At 70.8% G+C, this 13359-nt stretch carries 11 protein-coding genes; 1 reads left to right on the top strand and 10 read right to left on the bottom strand.

The window, feature by feature from the left end; all coding sequences use genetic code 11:
- Positions 1-142 precede the first annotated feature (142 nt).
- The 4 genes from AYL44_RS00055 to AYL44_RS00040 all read right to left on the bottom strand — a co-directional run bounded on the left by AYL44_RS00055 (position 143) and on the right by AYL44_RS00040 (position 4516).
- The gene (locus AYL44_RS00055; protein ID WP_064001239.1) at positions 143-1216 is read right to left on the bottom strand and encodes an ABC transporter permease; all 1074 of its coding nucleotides are present in this window, start codon (positions 1214-1216) and stop codon (positions 143-145) included.
- On the bottom strand, positions 1213-2145 hold the full coding sequence (locus AYL44_RS00050; protein WP_064001238.1) for an ABC transporter ATP-binding protein: 933 nt from the start codon (positions 2143-2145) through the stop codon (positions 1213-1215). Before AYL44_RS00050 ends, AYL44_RS00055 begins: the two co-directional genes overlap by 4 nt.
- Positions 2146-2155: 10 nt before the next feature.
- Positions 2156-3427, bottom strand: coding sequence for an MFS transporter (locus AYL44_RS00045; protein WP_064001237.1), 1272 nt, complete (start codon positions 3425-3427; stop codon positions 2156-2158).
- 93 nt (positions 3428-3520) lie between these two features.
- Entirely contained in the window at positions 3521-4516 is a 996-nt protein-coding gene (locus AYL44_RS00040) for a glycerophosphodiester phosphodiesterase family protein (RefSeq protein WP_064001236.1), read from the bottom strand.
- A gap of 163 nt (positions 4517-4679) precedes the next feature.
- On the opposite strand from AYL44_RS00040, the gene AYL44_RS00035 reads away from it, so the two are divergent.
- Positions 4680-5588 (top strand): Bax inhibitor-1/YccA family membrane protein, encoded by a 909-nt coding sequence (locus tag AYL44_RS00035; RefSeq protein WP_064001235.1) that lies wholly within the window; start codon positions 4680-4682, stop codon positions 5586-5588.
- A gap of 70 nt (positions 5589-5658) precedes the next feature.
- Here AYL44_RS00035 and AYL44_RS00030 read toward each other — a convergent pair whose 3' ends face one another.
- The 6 genes from AYL44_RS00030 to AYL44_RS00005 all read right to left on the bottom strand — a co-directional run bounded on the left by AYL44_RS00030 (position 5659) and on the right by AYL44_RS00005 (position 13197).
- Positions 5659-7251: a sensor histidine kinase gene (locus tag AYL44_RS00030; RefSeq protein WP_064001234.1), complete on the bottom strand. Its 1593-nt coding sequence runs from the start codon at positions 7249-7251 to the stop codon at positions 5659-5661.
- A 124-nt stretch (positions 7252-7375) separates the two neighbouring features.
- The gene (gene guaA, locus AYL44_RS00025) at positions 7376-8956 is read right to left on the bottom strand and encodes a glutamine-hydrolyzing GMP synthase (protein WP_064001233.1); all 1581 of its coding nucleotides are present in this window, start codon (positions 8954-8956) and stop codon (positions 7376-7378) included.
- Complete coding sequence (locus tag AYL44_RS00020; RefSeq protein ID WP_064001232.1) at positions 8953-9471, bottom strand: DUF3817 domain-containing protein; 519 nt, start codon at positions 9469-9471, stop codon at positions 8953-8955. The genes guaA and AYL44_RS00020 overlap by 4 nt, the downstream gene beginning before the upstream one ends.
- 10 nt (positions 9472-9481) lie before the next feature.
- Positions 9482-10339 (bottom strand): SURF1 family protein, encoded by an 858-nt coding sequence (locus AYL44_RS00015; protein WP_064001231.1) that lies wholly within the window; start codon positions 10337-10339, stop codon positions 9482-9484.
- Entirely contained in the window at positions 10339-11460 is a 1122-nt protein-coding gene (locus AYL44_RS00010; RefSeq protein ID WP_064001230.1) for a GuaB3 family IMP dehydrogenase-related protein, read from the bottom strand. Before AYL44_RS00010 ends, AYL44_RS00015 begins: the two co-directional genes overlap by 1 nt.
- Before the next feature lie 48 nt (positions 11461-11508).
- On the bottom strand, positions 11509-13197 hold the full coding sequence (locus tag AYL44_RS00005; protein WP_064001229.1) for an ABC-F family ATP-binding cassette domain-containing protein: 1689 nt from the start codon (positions 13195-13197) through the stop codon (positions 11509-11511).
- Positions 13198-13359 lie beyond the last annotated feature (162 nt).

Raw genomic sequence — 13359 nt, 5'->3', positions numbered from 1 at the left:
CTTTCCTTCTGGGAAGAGCGCTCGGCTGGCTTGGGCGGGATCCGATCGGATGCCGCGGCCGAGGCTGATAGGAGGCTATGCACCCCCTGACCGTTCCCCAAGAGGAAGATGCGCAGATGAGAGGATCCTCACCCGGCGGGCGTCACGCGATGCGGGTCCCCGGCGGCAGACGACGCGCCGGCGTGCGGGTGCGCACACCCGCCCACCACAGGAGGAGGCCCGCCGCGATCACCTGCACGCCGAGGCCGACGAACCAACTCGGCACCGTCGACGCGATGATCTCCTCCGGTGTCGGGCCGCTGTCCTGCACGACGCAGTCGCTGTACGAGCTGACCGGCTCGGGGGCGATCTGCGACTGCCGGACGGAGTACTTCGTCCACCCGAACAGGTCGTCGGGGTTGCCGTAGCGATCGAAGGTCGACGGCGTTGCGTCAGCGAGGATCACGAAGGGGTTCGCCGCCAGGATCCACCAGAAGTAGTCGAACCGCGGCACCTCGTAGGCGGTGCTCTCCCAGTCGCCGCAGACCCACTGCTCCGGATCGTTCGGGCAGCTCGAGGAGCCGTCCGCGCACACGGGCGCGCCGGTCTCGTCGTACTGCGCCGACTGGTACCGGTCCACGCGCTCGGTGCGCACGCTCGACCCGAGCAGGCCGAAGGCGATGACCGTCCCGACGGTGAGGGCCGCCACGACCAGGTAGGTCGTCGCGACGGAGAACAGCGGACGGGCGAGGATGCCGCTGAACGCCGTCCCGAGCGCCGCGACGACACCCGCTTCGACGACCAGCACGACGGCCGAGACGACGACGGCGAGCGGGTTGATGCCTCCGCCGAAGGTGGCGATGACGAGGAACGGCACGGCGACCACGGCGAACGCGAGCCCGGTCAGCCAGGCGGCGAGGAACTTGCCGAGCACGATCTCGCGGGTCGTCGCCTGGGTGACCTGCAGCGGGGCGAGGGTCGCGGCATCCCGGTCGCCGTTGATGGAGTTGCCGCTGAGGGTCGGCGAGACGAGCACGACCAGCAGCAGCGTGACGAAGACGACGACCGAGTAGACGCCGGGCCCGGAGTCCTCCTGGCCCGAGAAGGAGAGGAAGGCGAGCGCGGTCGTCCCGACGAGGACGAGCGCGAAGACGCCGAGCAGCACGTACCAGGACACCGTGCGGATGCGCTGGGTCAGGTCGAGGCGGGCGATGGTCCACAGTCGCGAGAGGTTCATCGCGCACCTCCTTCGAGGTCGAGGAAGGTGTGTTCCAGGATGCCGCTGGCCGCGGAGAACTCCGCGACCGGCAGACCGGCCGCGACGAGCGCGGCGAGTCCCTGCGCCGCGGCCGCGTCGCCGGCGAAGCTCACGAGCAGGTCGCGTCGATCGACGGGGAGGGTCGCGACGTCGAGCCCGAGGGCCTGGGCCACCGGGAGGGCGGCGGTCGCGGCATCCCGATCTGCGAGGCGGATCCGCCACGTCCGTGCCCGTCCGGCCGCCTCGGCGACGCGCTCGGAGCTCACGGTCTCGCCCTGCGTCATGAAGACGGCGTCGTCGACGACCTCCTCGAGCTCGGAGAGGATGTGGCTGGAGACCAGCACCGTGCGTCCCTCCGCCGCGAGCGAGCGCAGCAGCAGGCGCAGGTCGATGCGCGCCTGGGGGTCGAGACCCGAGGCGGGCTCGTCGAGCAGGAGCACCCGCGGGTCGTGGACGAGGGCGCGCGCGAGGCCGAGGCGCTGCTTCTGGCCGCGGGAGAGCACCCGGGCCGGAGCGTCCCCGAGGGACTCGAGGCCGACGGTGGTGAGGAGTGCCGCGGCGCGTGCCGCGGCGGCCGTCCGGTCGAGGCCGGAGAGCCGGCCGGTGACGGCGATCGTCTCGCGGGCCGAGAGCGAGGGCCACGCGCCCAGGCTGTCCGGCATCCACCCGAGCTTCGCGCGCGCCGCGGCGGGGTCGGCCACGGGGTCGATGCCGGCGATCCGGATGGTGCCGGCGTCGGGGGCCAGGAGCGAGGCGAGCATCAGCAGCAGCGTCGTCTTGCCCGCGCCGTTCGGGCCCACGAGGCCCGTGACCGCGCCCTCGGGCGCCTGGAAGGTGACGTCGCGGACGGCGTGGACGTTCCCGAAGGATCGTCGCACCCCCTGGGCGACGATGCCGGCATCAGTCATACCGCTCACCCTAGGGGGCGGAGGTGTCCTCCTGGGGAACGCGCGGACGCACATGCAGATTGAGCAGGCCGAAGGTCAGCAGCAGCGCGACCGCGACGACGGGTGCCCACAGGGCCACCGCAGCCCCGGCGGACTCGGCCAGCGCGCCGACCACCATGCTCGCGAAGGCCTGTCCGACGACGACCGCCGAACCGAGCACGGCCATGACCGTCGCCTCGCGTCCGCGCGGCGAACGAGCGGCGGCGAGCGCGTAGATCGTCGCGAGCGTCGGGCCGATGCCGCAGCCGGCGAGCGCGAGAGCCCACCCCATCGAGATCGCCCCCGTTGCCCCGGCGGCGAGCACCGCACCGATCAGCAGGACGGCGGTGAAGCCGAGCCAGCGCCACGGCAGCGCGAAGCGTCGCGGCAACAGGCCCACCCCGAGCGCGAGGATCGCCGAGCCGATGCCCATGATCCCGTAGAGGATGCCGGTCTGCTCGGGGAATCCGCCCTCGTCCGCGAAGGCGGTGAGGGAGGTCAGCATGGCCCCGAAGAACAGGCCGGTCGCGAAGGTGCCGGCGGCGGCGATGAGGATGCCGGGGCGCAGCACGGCCCGCGCCGGCTCACGCGCCGCACCCTGGTCCGCGTGGCCCGCGGTGCGAGCGGTCGGGTGCAGCGCGAACGCGGTGACGAAGACGACGGTGAGGGCGGCGGCGGCGAGAACCGGGGCGGCGGGGCTCGCCGCGATCGCGACGACGCCGACGAGGACCGGCCCGAAGACGAAGACGATCTCATCGACGGCCGACTCGTACCCCATCGTCGATTCCTGCAGCCGCCCGCGGGTGCTGCGGTCGAGGCCCATCCGGCCGATCGCGCCGACCAGCCGGGCGCGCGACATCGGCGAGACCTGCGGAGCGGTCGCCCCGGCGAGCACCGAGACGGCCAGGAGCACACCGTCCGGGGTGTCGCCGTAAGCGACGGCGACGAGGGTCACCAGGACGGCGCTCTGGACGAGCGTCGCGAGCAGCAGCACCGGTCGCTGACCCCAGCGGTCGGCAGCCGCGCCGATGAGGGGGCCGGTCGCGATGGTGCCGAGCCCGACCATCGCCGAGGTGAGCCCGCCGACGGCGAGCGATCCCCGGGCGTCGACCACCATCGTGAGGACGCCGACGACGATCATCGCGTACGGCAGTCGCGCGATCAGGGCGATGGCGAAGTATCCGATACCCACGGATGCGGCGAGCGTCCGGAGGGGGCTGTCGCGTTCGGGGGCGCGCACCGGTGTCGAGTCGGTGAGGGGCATGTGTCATGACCTCCGTGCAGCTGAGGCGTCGTGCCGCCTTGACTCTCCACGGATCAGGTAGTTACACGGGGTGCTGGCGCACCGGCATCCATTCTACCGCGCGTCAGCTGAGCGTCCCGGGTGGGCGAAGAAGGCGACGCCGAGGTCGGGGTGGTCGACGAAGACGCCGTCGACGCCGGTCTCCGCGATCCGGCGCCACTCCCCCTCCCAGTCGCCGAACGCCGCGTCGCCGCCGGGTCCGCGGAAGCGCGGGTCGAGGAACGCGTTCTCGGGTCGGCACGTCCACACGAAGACCTCGAGCCCGCGACGGTGCGCGTCCGCCACGACGGACGGATGCTCGAGCACGATCCGTTTGTCGAGACTGATCCCATCCACCTCCCCCGCGAGCAGGTCGAGCCCCTCCGGGGTGAGCTGGTCGGCGTAGGTGGGCGCGTCGTCGCCCTCCGCGGCTCGAAGGTCCCACGCGGACCCCTCCGCCTCGAGCAGGTAGACGTAGCGGGCGCGGATGCTGCGACCCCGCAGCTCGTGCAGGATCCACTCCTCGAACGATTCGATCACCAGCGGCCGCGCCCCGGCATCCCATCCCGCGCTGCGCAGTTCGTCGGCGAGCAGCCCCGCGACGTCGTACCCGATCGATCCGAAGTACGTCGCGTGCTTCACCTCCAGCACGACGCCGGCTCCCGCCGGGGCGGCAGCCACGAGGTCGAGGAGCTCGCGCAGCCGCAGGATCGGCTGACCGCGGTCGCTCGCCGCGCTCCCCGGCCGCAGGTGCGGCAGCCGTTCCCGGCACCGCAGCGTGGCCAGCTCGTCCCACGTGAAGTCCTCGGTGAACCATCCGGTCAGGGGCGCGCCGTCGACGACCTTCGTCGCCCGACGGGACGCGAACTCGGGATGGTCGGCCACGTCGGTCGTCGACCCGATCTCGTTCTCGTGCCGGACCACGGCGATGCGGTCCGCGGTGAAGACGACGTCCGGTTCGACGGCGTCCACCCCGGCGGCGAGAGCGAGGTCATAGGAGGCGCGCGAATGCTCGGGCAGGTACCCCGGCGCGCCGCGGTGACCGATGACGAGCGGGCGGTTCACGGACATGCGGTCAGGGTACCCAGCTCGGGTGACGCGACGCGCCGCAGGAGTGCGGCCAGAGGGGCCTCATAGTCCTCTCACAGCGGGGGCCCGCACCCGCGGAAACACGGTCCGATACGCTGGATCGACAGCACAGCGCTGTGAGTCGACTTTTGGAGTGAGACACACAATGGCAGCGTCCGGCAATTTCGCCTTCAACAATCCGGTGTTCCAGGAGGATCAGCGCCGTCCCGGCCTGACTCCTCCTGCCGCCCCGACGAACTACTCGGCCGCCTCGCACCAGGCCGCCGACCTCGCCGCGAGCGCTCAGCTCGAGGGCATGTACGCGGCCCCCACCGCATCCTCCGCCAACACCGGCCGGATGACGGTCGAGGACACCGTCGTCAAGACGGCGGGCCTGTTCGGCATCCTGCTCGTGACGGCACTCGTGGGCTGGTTCTGGACCCTCGGCGGGTCGCTCATGCCTACGCAGGTGGAGCCGGCCGACCTGACGATCATGCCCTGGATCATCGGCGCGCTCGTGGGCTTCGTCCTCGCGCTCGTCATCAGCTTCACGTCCCGCAAGAAGGTCCGCCCGGCTCTGGTCTGGGCGTACGCGGCGGCTGAGGGTCTGTTCGTCGGTGGAATCTCGGCGTACTTCGAGTTCATCTGGCCGGGCGTCGTCCTGCAGGCGACCATCGCGACCCTCGTGGTGGTCGGCGTGACCCTCGCCCTCTTCGCGAGCGGCAAGGTCCGTGTCAGCAAGAAGGCCAACAAGATCTTCATGATCGCGATGGTCAGCTACCTGGTGTTCGGCCTCGTCAACCTGGTCCTCATGTGGACGGGCGTCACCCAGGGCACCTTCGGCCTCTACAGCCAGGAGGTCTTCGGCATCCCCCTCGGCCTCATCATCGGCCTGCTGGTCGTCCTCATGGCGTCGTACTCGCTCGTCCAGGACTTCGACCTCGTGCAGCAGGGTGCCCGCAACGGCGCTCCCCGCGAGTTCGGCTGGATCGGCGCCTTCGGCATCATGGTCACGGTCGTCTGGCTCTACGTCGAGATCCTCCGCATCATCGCCATCCTGCGGGGCAACGACTGACCGCCGCCTCACACGACGAAGGCCGTCCGGCAAACCGGGCGGCCTTCGTCGTTGCGGGCAGTCCGCGTGCTCAGGACGGGAGCCGCAGGACGGCGACCGTGCCGCGCGGGGCGTGCGATTCGAGCGCCACGGTCGCCCCGTAGGCCTCGGCGAGCGACGCGGCGTTGGAGAGCCCGATGCCGGTCCCGGGGATGGCGGCATCGTGTGCGTACGGAGCCCGGTAGAACCGGTCGAAGGCGTGCGTGCGCTCCTGCTCGGTCATCCCGACACCCTGGTCCGCGACGGTGACGACGATCTCGCGTCCCTCCTCGTAGGCCGAGACCACGACGTCGCCGCCCCCCGCGGGGGTGAACTCGACGGCGTTGCGGAGGAGCTCCTCCAGGATCGACGCGAGGTCGCGGACGGCGATGCGGGCGGCCCGGTCGGGCATCGCGCCCATCTGGATGTGGATGCCGCGATCCCGCGCGCGGGCCGCGACCTCCGAGATCGCATGTTTGACGACGGGGCCGATGTGGGAGGCTCCCGAGCGCGCCTCGACGTCGCGTGTCGACTGTCCGGCCGCGATGAGGCGCTCGACGAGCCGCAGCAGGCGCTCCGCTGACCGCTCGACGGCTTCCCACCGTTCGGTCTCGGCCGACTCGTTCATGAGGGCGATGTCGGTGTGACCGAGGATCACCGTGAGGGGCGTGCGGAATTCGTGACCGACGGTGCTGAGGAACCGATCGCGGACTTCGACGGCACCCACGAGCTCGGTGACGTCCTGACCGACGATCACGATCCCGACCTCCTCGCCGCCGGCGACGACGGGACGCACGATGACCTGCAGCACGCGCCGCGGGTCGCCGCCGAACTCCACCGTCCGCGGCGCGGCGAAGTCCCCCGAGCGCACGCGCTCGACGAAGTCGGCCGAGGTGGCCTCGGCGGGCATCGAGGTGTCGGCGCGCCAGATGACCGAGAGGAATCCGTCCCGGTCGATCTCGTCTATCCCGGATCGTCCGCTGATCTCGGCGGCGACGGCGTTGAGCAGGATCGGGCGTCCATCCGGTCCGAAGACGGCGACGGCGTTGTCGGTCGCGTCGAGCGTGGCGCGCAGCATGGCGGTGTCGCGGCCCGACAGCCGCAGCGCGTGATCGAGTTCGTCCGACACGGCCTCGGTGTGCGCCCGCATCCGCCCGAGGTCCCGGGCGATGAGGGCGATGGTCCCCGCGATGAGCCCCGCGATGATGGGCAGGGCGACGACCGAGACGACGTCGGCGGCGTCGCGGAATCCGCCGGTCCGGATGATCTGGATGAGCGGTCCGAGAGCGGTCAGCAGCACCCCGGCCACGACGGTGGCGGGCGGGAAGGCGAAGGCGAGCCAGCCGAGCGGGAAGATCATCAGCAGGCCCGCCGCGGGCAGGACCTCCACACCGGCGTCCCGCAGGGGGACGCACGCGAGGATCTGCACGAGCGGGATGGCCGCCAGCCACTCCGTGTGCTTGGTCGGCTGGACGAGCCAGACGGCGGTCATGGCAGCGGTGCTCAGCACGATGACGCCGAAGCCGGCGAGCAGCAGCGGGGTGATGCGAGCGCTGTCGATCGTCCCGAGAATCAGCACGACGATGAGGGTCGAGATGGCCAGGACGAACTGCGCGTACGGCTGTGTACGCGGACGCTCGATCAACGCCTCACCCCCTCCTCAGACGGCGGTGCAGAACGGGGCAAGAGCCCGCGCTCACTCTGGCCGGGCCGGACACGCCGTGTCAAGGGCTGGCGGCGCGGCTCGTCACGGGGGCTCCCCCCGCGACTCACTCCCATTCGATGGTCCCCGGGGGCTTCGACGTGACGTCGAGCACCACCCGGTTGACCTCGCGCACCTCGTTCGTGATGCGGTTGCTGATCTTCGAGAGCACGTCGTACGGCAGGCGGGTCCAGTCCGCCGTCATGGCGTCCTCGCTCGAGACGGGGCGCAGGACGATCGGATGCCCGTAGGTCCGCCCGTCCCCCTGCACACCCACCGAACGGACGTCGGCCAGCAGCACGACGGGGCACTGCCAGATCTCGCCGTCCAGTCCCGCCTTCGTCAGCTCGGCGCGAGCGATGGCGTCGGCGTCACGCAGGATCTCGAGGCGGTCAGCGGTGACCTCGCCCACGATCCGGATGCCGAGGCCGGGCCCCGGAAAGGGCTGGCGTCCGACGATGGCCTCCGGCAGACCCAGCTCGCGACCGATCGCGCGGACCTCGTCCTTGAACAGGGTGCGCAACGGCTCGACGAGCTCGAACTGCAGATCCTCGGGAAGCCCGCCGACGTTGTGGTGGCTCTTGATGTTGGCCGTGCCGGCACCGCCGCCGGACTCGACCACGTCGGGGTACAGGGTGCCCTGCACGAGGAACCGGATCGGGTCGCCCTCCGCGGCGGCCTCGGCGATGAGGTCCGACTGGACCTTCTCGAAGGCGCGGATGAACTCCCGGCCGATGATCTTGCGCTTCTGTTCGGGATCGCTCACGCCGGCGAGGGCGTCGAGGAAGGTCTCTCGCGCGTCGACGGTGATGAGGCGCACCCCGGTCGAGGCGACGTAGTCGTTCTCGACCTGCTCGCGCTCGCCCTTGCGGAGCAGACCGTGGTCGATGAAGACGGCGGTGAGCTGGTCGCCGACCGCCTTGTGCACGAGGGCGGTGGACACCGCCGAGTCGACGCCTCCCGACAGCGCCGAGATGACCCGGCCCGTCCCGACCTGCGCGCGGATCTTCTCGACCTGCTCGGCGATGACGTTGTCGCTGTTCCAGTCGGCGGGCAGTCCCGCCGCCTTGTGCAGGAAGTTCTCCAGCACACGCTGGCCGTGGTCGGAGTGCTTGACCTCGGGATGCCACTGCACGCCGTAGAGCTTGCGGGCGTCGTTCGCGAACGCGGCGACGGGGGTGACCGCGGTCCGCGCGAGGACCTCGAAGCCGTCGGGAGCGGCGCTGACCTGGTCGCCGTGGCTCATCCACACGTTCTGGTCCACGGGCTGTCCGTCGAGCAGCACGTTGTCGGTGACGATCGTGGCATCCGTCGCCCCGTACTCGCGGAGGCCGGTGTTCGCGACCTCGCCGCCGAGGGTCTTGGCCATCACCTGGAAGCCGTAGCAGATGCCGAGCGTCGGGACACCGAGGTCGAAGACACCGGCATCCAGCTGCGGCGCTCCCTCCTCGTAGACCGACGAGGGACCGCCCGAGAGGATGATCCCGACAGGGTTCTTCTCGGCGATCTCCGCAGCCGTCGCGGTGTGCGGCACCAGTTCGCTGTACACGCCGGCCTCGCGGACGCGGCGGGCGATCAGCTGCGCGTACTGGGCGCCGAAGTCGACGACCAGGACGGGGCGCTGGGAGGTTTCGGTCTGCTCTGTCACCGGGTCTCCGTGGGGGTTTCGAGGGGGACGGATGCGGCGGCCTCCCGTTCGGCCAGGTATTCCCTGACCTCGCGGGCGACCTTCGCCTCCATGAAGAAGGACAGGAGGGGCACGATGCCGCCGAGTGCGAGCACGATGAAACGCGGGAAGCGCCACCGCATGAGGCTCCACACCCGGAAGCACGCGAAGAGATAAACGACGTAGAACCACCCGTGCACGACGAGGATCGCGAGCGAGATGTTGACGCCGTCCCCGGTGGAGACGATGTCGCACGTGTTCGTCATCGGCGCGAACAGCGAGTACCACTGGCAGTCAGGGCCGGGGATGGCCGTCGCGAACCACAGCAGCCCACCGGAGCCGCCGGCGAAGAGCTCGACGTGGATCGGGGTGTACTTCAGGATCATCTCGGCGACCAGCAGAAGCAGGCCGACACCGGTGATGATCGATGCGATCTGGTAGAACCGCAGGGCGCCGCGGATCGCCGGGAACGTGGCGAGTTTGGGCTGGACGGGCATGGCTTCCAGTCTACGGGCGCGGCAGGGGCTGCTCGGCGCCGTCGGCGTCGGCGGAGAGTGCTTCGACTTCCTTCTCCCACGCGTCGCGCGCCAGTCGGTACCACATGTAGAAGGCGAAGCCCGCGAACACCGCCCATTCGATGGCGTAGAAGATGTTGAGCCAGTTCACCGACGTCAGCTCGGTCGGGGCGGGCGCATGGATCTGCTGCAGCCCGCCGAAGGCCTCCACGGAGACCAGGTAGGGACGGTAGACGTCGAGCCCTTCGATGTCGCTCCACTGCGACAGCAGCGCGGCCGGTGACATCGCAGTGATCTCGAGAGGGTCGGCGTCCCGCGGCGGTTCCTTCGCGCCCTCGTCGGAGATGAGCCGTCCCGTCAGAGTGACGTCCTGCGGCGGCGCGTCGCTCAGAGCGGATGCCGCGGCATCCGCGGTCTCCCGGTCCGGCGTGAATCCGACCGCCACCGCGAGCGAGGTCGGACCGTCCACCCCGGCGGTCGTCGGGTCGACGCGGAACTGTCCCGCAACCCAGTATCCGGGCGTGCCGTCGTCGTAGCGGGAGGTGACGACGCGGAAGTCGCCGGCCACGAAGGAACCCGTCACCTCGACCCGCTGACCCACGAGCGGCTCCGGCAGGTAAGCGCCGGGAGCCACGACCTCGCCCAGCGGACGCACCTGCTCGGTCATGCCCGCGGGCGGCGGATCGGTGTCGATGGCGTTCCCCAGCTGCCACTGCCCGAGCCACGCGAAGATCCCGGCCACGAGCAGGGCGAGGCCCAGCATCCCGATCCAGAACGGACGGGTCATGACCTCCCGCAGCGTCGGCGGGAAGACGTCGGGAAGATCGTCGACGGCGGGGGTTCCGGTCATCAGTGGGACGAAGCGTACGGCGCGACGACGACCTCGACGCGCTGGAACTCCTTGAGATCCGAGTAGCCGGTCGTCGCCATCGACTTCCGCAGCGCGCCTATGAGGTTCGCCGTGCCGTCTGCGACGGGGGCCGGGCCGTAGAGGATCTCTTCCAACGGCGAGACCTGACCGACCTCGACGCGGGTGCCGCGCGGCAGCTTGGCGTGGTGCGCCTCGGGTCCCCAGTGGAAGCCGCGGCCGGGGGCGTCGGTCGCACGCGCGAGCGCGACGCCGAGCATGACGGCGTCGGCGCCCATGGCGAGGGCCTTCACGATGTCGCCCGACGTGCCGACACCGCCGTCGGCGATGACGTGCACGTAGCGCCCGCCCGACTCGTCGAGGTAGTCGCGGCGCGCGCCGGCGACGTCGGCGACCGCGGTGGCCATCGGCGCGTGCAGGCCGAGGGTGGCGCGAGTGGTGGATGCCGCTCCCCCGCCGAACCCCACGAGGACGCCGGCGGCGCCGGTCCGCATGAGGTGGAGCGCAGCAGTGTAGGTCGCCGCGCCGCCCACGATGACGGGGACGTCGAGGTCGTAGATGAACTTCTTGAGGTTGAGCGGCTCGTCGACGCTGGACACGTGCTCGGCCGAGACCGTGGTGCCGCGGATGACGAACAGGTCGACGCCGGCGGCGACGACGGTCTCGTACAGATCCTGCGTGCGCTGAGGGGTGAGCGCGCCGGCCACCGTCACGCCGGCGGCGCGGATCTCGGCGAGGCGGTCGCGGACCAGCTCGGGCTTGATCGGCGCGGAGTAGAGCTCCTGCATCCGACGGGTCGCGCCATCCGCGGGGAGCGCGGCGATCTCGGCGAGCAGCGGCTCCGGGTCGTCGTACCGGGTCCACAGTCCCTCGAGGTCGAGCACACCGAGACCGCCGAGCTGGCCCAGCATGATCGCCGTGCGCGGGCTCATCACCGAGTCCATCGGCGCGCCGAGGACCGGGATGCCGAAGCTGTAGGCATCGATCGACCAGGTGGTCGAGACGTCCTCGGGGTTGCGCGTGCGCCGCGAGGGCACGACGGCGATGTCGTCGAAGGCGTACGCGCGACGCGCGCGCTTGGCGCGGCCGAGCTCGATTTCCATGGTCACCGTCCCAGCCTACCGTCGGGGCCCGACGCCCGCCCCGCCTGCTCAGCGGGCACGCGCCACCCGCCGTTCGTCCCACACGGGCTCGTCGGACTCGTAGACCGTGCCGTCGGCCCCGAAGACGAGGAACCGGTCGAACGACCGTGCGAACCAGCGGTCGTGGGTGACCGCGAGCACGGTTCCCGAGAACGCGGTCAAGGCGTTCTCCAGCGCCTCGGCCGACACGAGGTCGAGGTTGTCGGTCGGCTCGTCGAGCAGCAGCAGGGTCGCACCCGAGAGCTCGAGCAGCAGGATCTGGAACCGCGCCTGCTGGCCGCCGGAGAGACTCGCGAAGTCCTGCTCGGCCTGGGCGACGAGCCCGTAACGGTCGAGCGCCGAGCTGGCGGCGTCGCGCGGCATCCCGCTCCTCCGGTCGTCGCCCCGGTGCAGGATGTCGAGGAGGGACCGCCCGGTGAACTCCGGATGCCGGTGGGTCTGCGCGAACCACCCGGGCACCACCCGCGCGCCCAATGCGGCGACACCGGTGTGCGCCACCGGCTCCAGCGCCGCCCCGGTGGCCGTGACGTGCCCCAGGAGGGCGTCGGGATCCGAGCCGCCCGCGGCGAGCAGCCGCAGGAAGTGGGACTTCCCCGAACCGTTCGATCCGAGCACCGCCACGCGGTCGCCGAACCACACCTCGAGGTCGAAGGGTCGCATGAGCCCGGTCAGCTCGAGCGACTCGGCGACCACGGCCCGCTTGCCGGTGCGCGCACCTCGCAGCCGCAGGTCGAGCTTCTGGTCCGCAGGTCGTTCCTCGGGCGGACCCGCCTCCTCGAATCGACGGAGCCGGGTCTGCGCCGCGCGGTAGCGTGACGCGAACTCGTCGCTCGCCGCCGCCTTCACCTTCATGTCGGCGACGAACTTCTTCAGCTTCGCGTGCTCCTCGTCCCACCGACGGCGCAGCTCATCGAGGCGCGACATGCGGTCCTCACGCGCTCGGTGGTACGTCGCGAACCCGCCGCCGTGGACCCACGCGGTACTGCCGGCCGCGCCCGCCTCGAGCGTGACGATGCGGTTCGCCGCGCGGGCGAGCAACTCGCGGTCGTGCGAGATCAGCAGGACGGTCTTCGTCGTCTCGCGCAACCGTTCCTCGAGCCACCGTTTGCCCGGGACGTCGAGGTAGTTGTCGGGCTCGTCGAGCAGGAGCACATCGTCCGTTCCGCGCAGGAGTGCTTCGAGCGCGAGCCTCTTCTGCTCGCCTCCCGACAGGGTGACGAGTTCCCGGAACCGCGCACGTTCGAACGGGATGCCGAGAGCCGCCGTCGTGCAGGTGTCCCACACGGTCTCGTACTCGTACCCGCCGGCATCCGCGTAATCGGCGATCGCTGCTGCGTAGCGCATCTGCCCATCGAGATCGTCGGTCTCGATGAGCGCATTCTCGGCGTCCTCGAGTTCTCGCGCCGCGGCGCTGATCCGAGCCGGAGCCACGGTGATGAGAAGGTCGTGGACGGTCTGGCCGGGAGCCCCATGCCCGATGAACTGATCCATCACACCCAGTGAACCGTCGATCGTGACGGCGCCGCCGTGCGCGCGGAGCTCGCCGCGGATGATGCGCATGAGCGTGGTCTTGCCGGCACCGTTCTGCCCGACGAGGGCAGTCGTCGATCCCGCCGGAACCCGGAACACGACGTCCTCGAGAAGCGGGGTCCCGTCGGGGAGGGTGAATGAGACGTTCTGCACGTCGATGTGGGCCACGATGTTCGGTCCTTCCGCCCCGAGAGCGGAGCCGACCAGCTTATCGGAGAACGCAGCTACTCACGAATATGCCCGGAAACCACGAAAGCCCCGACCAGCATTGGTCGGGGCTTTCGATCGAAAGAAGTCCGGCGGTGTCCTACTCTCCCACAGGGTCCCCCC

Origin of the sequence: Microbacterium oleivorans, assembly GCF_001644225.1 — a bacterium.
Classification (GTDB): domain Bacteria; phylum Actinomycetota; class Actinomycetes; order Actinomycetales; family Microbacteriaceae; genus Microbacterium; species Microbacterium gawkjiense.
The sequence above is the reverse complement of the archived record's forward strand: the minus strand, read 5'-3'. Positions and strand labels throughout refer to the sequence as shown.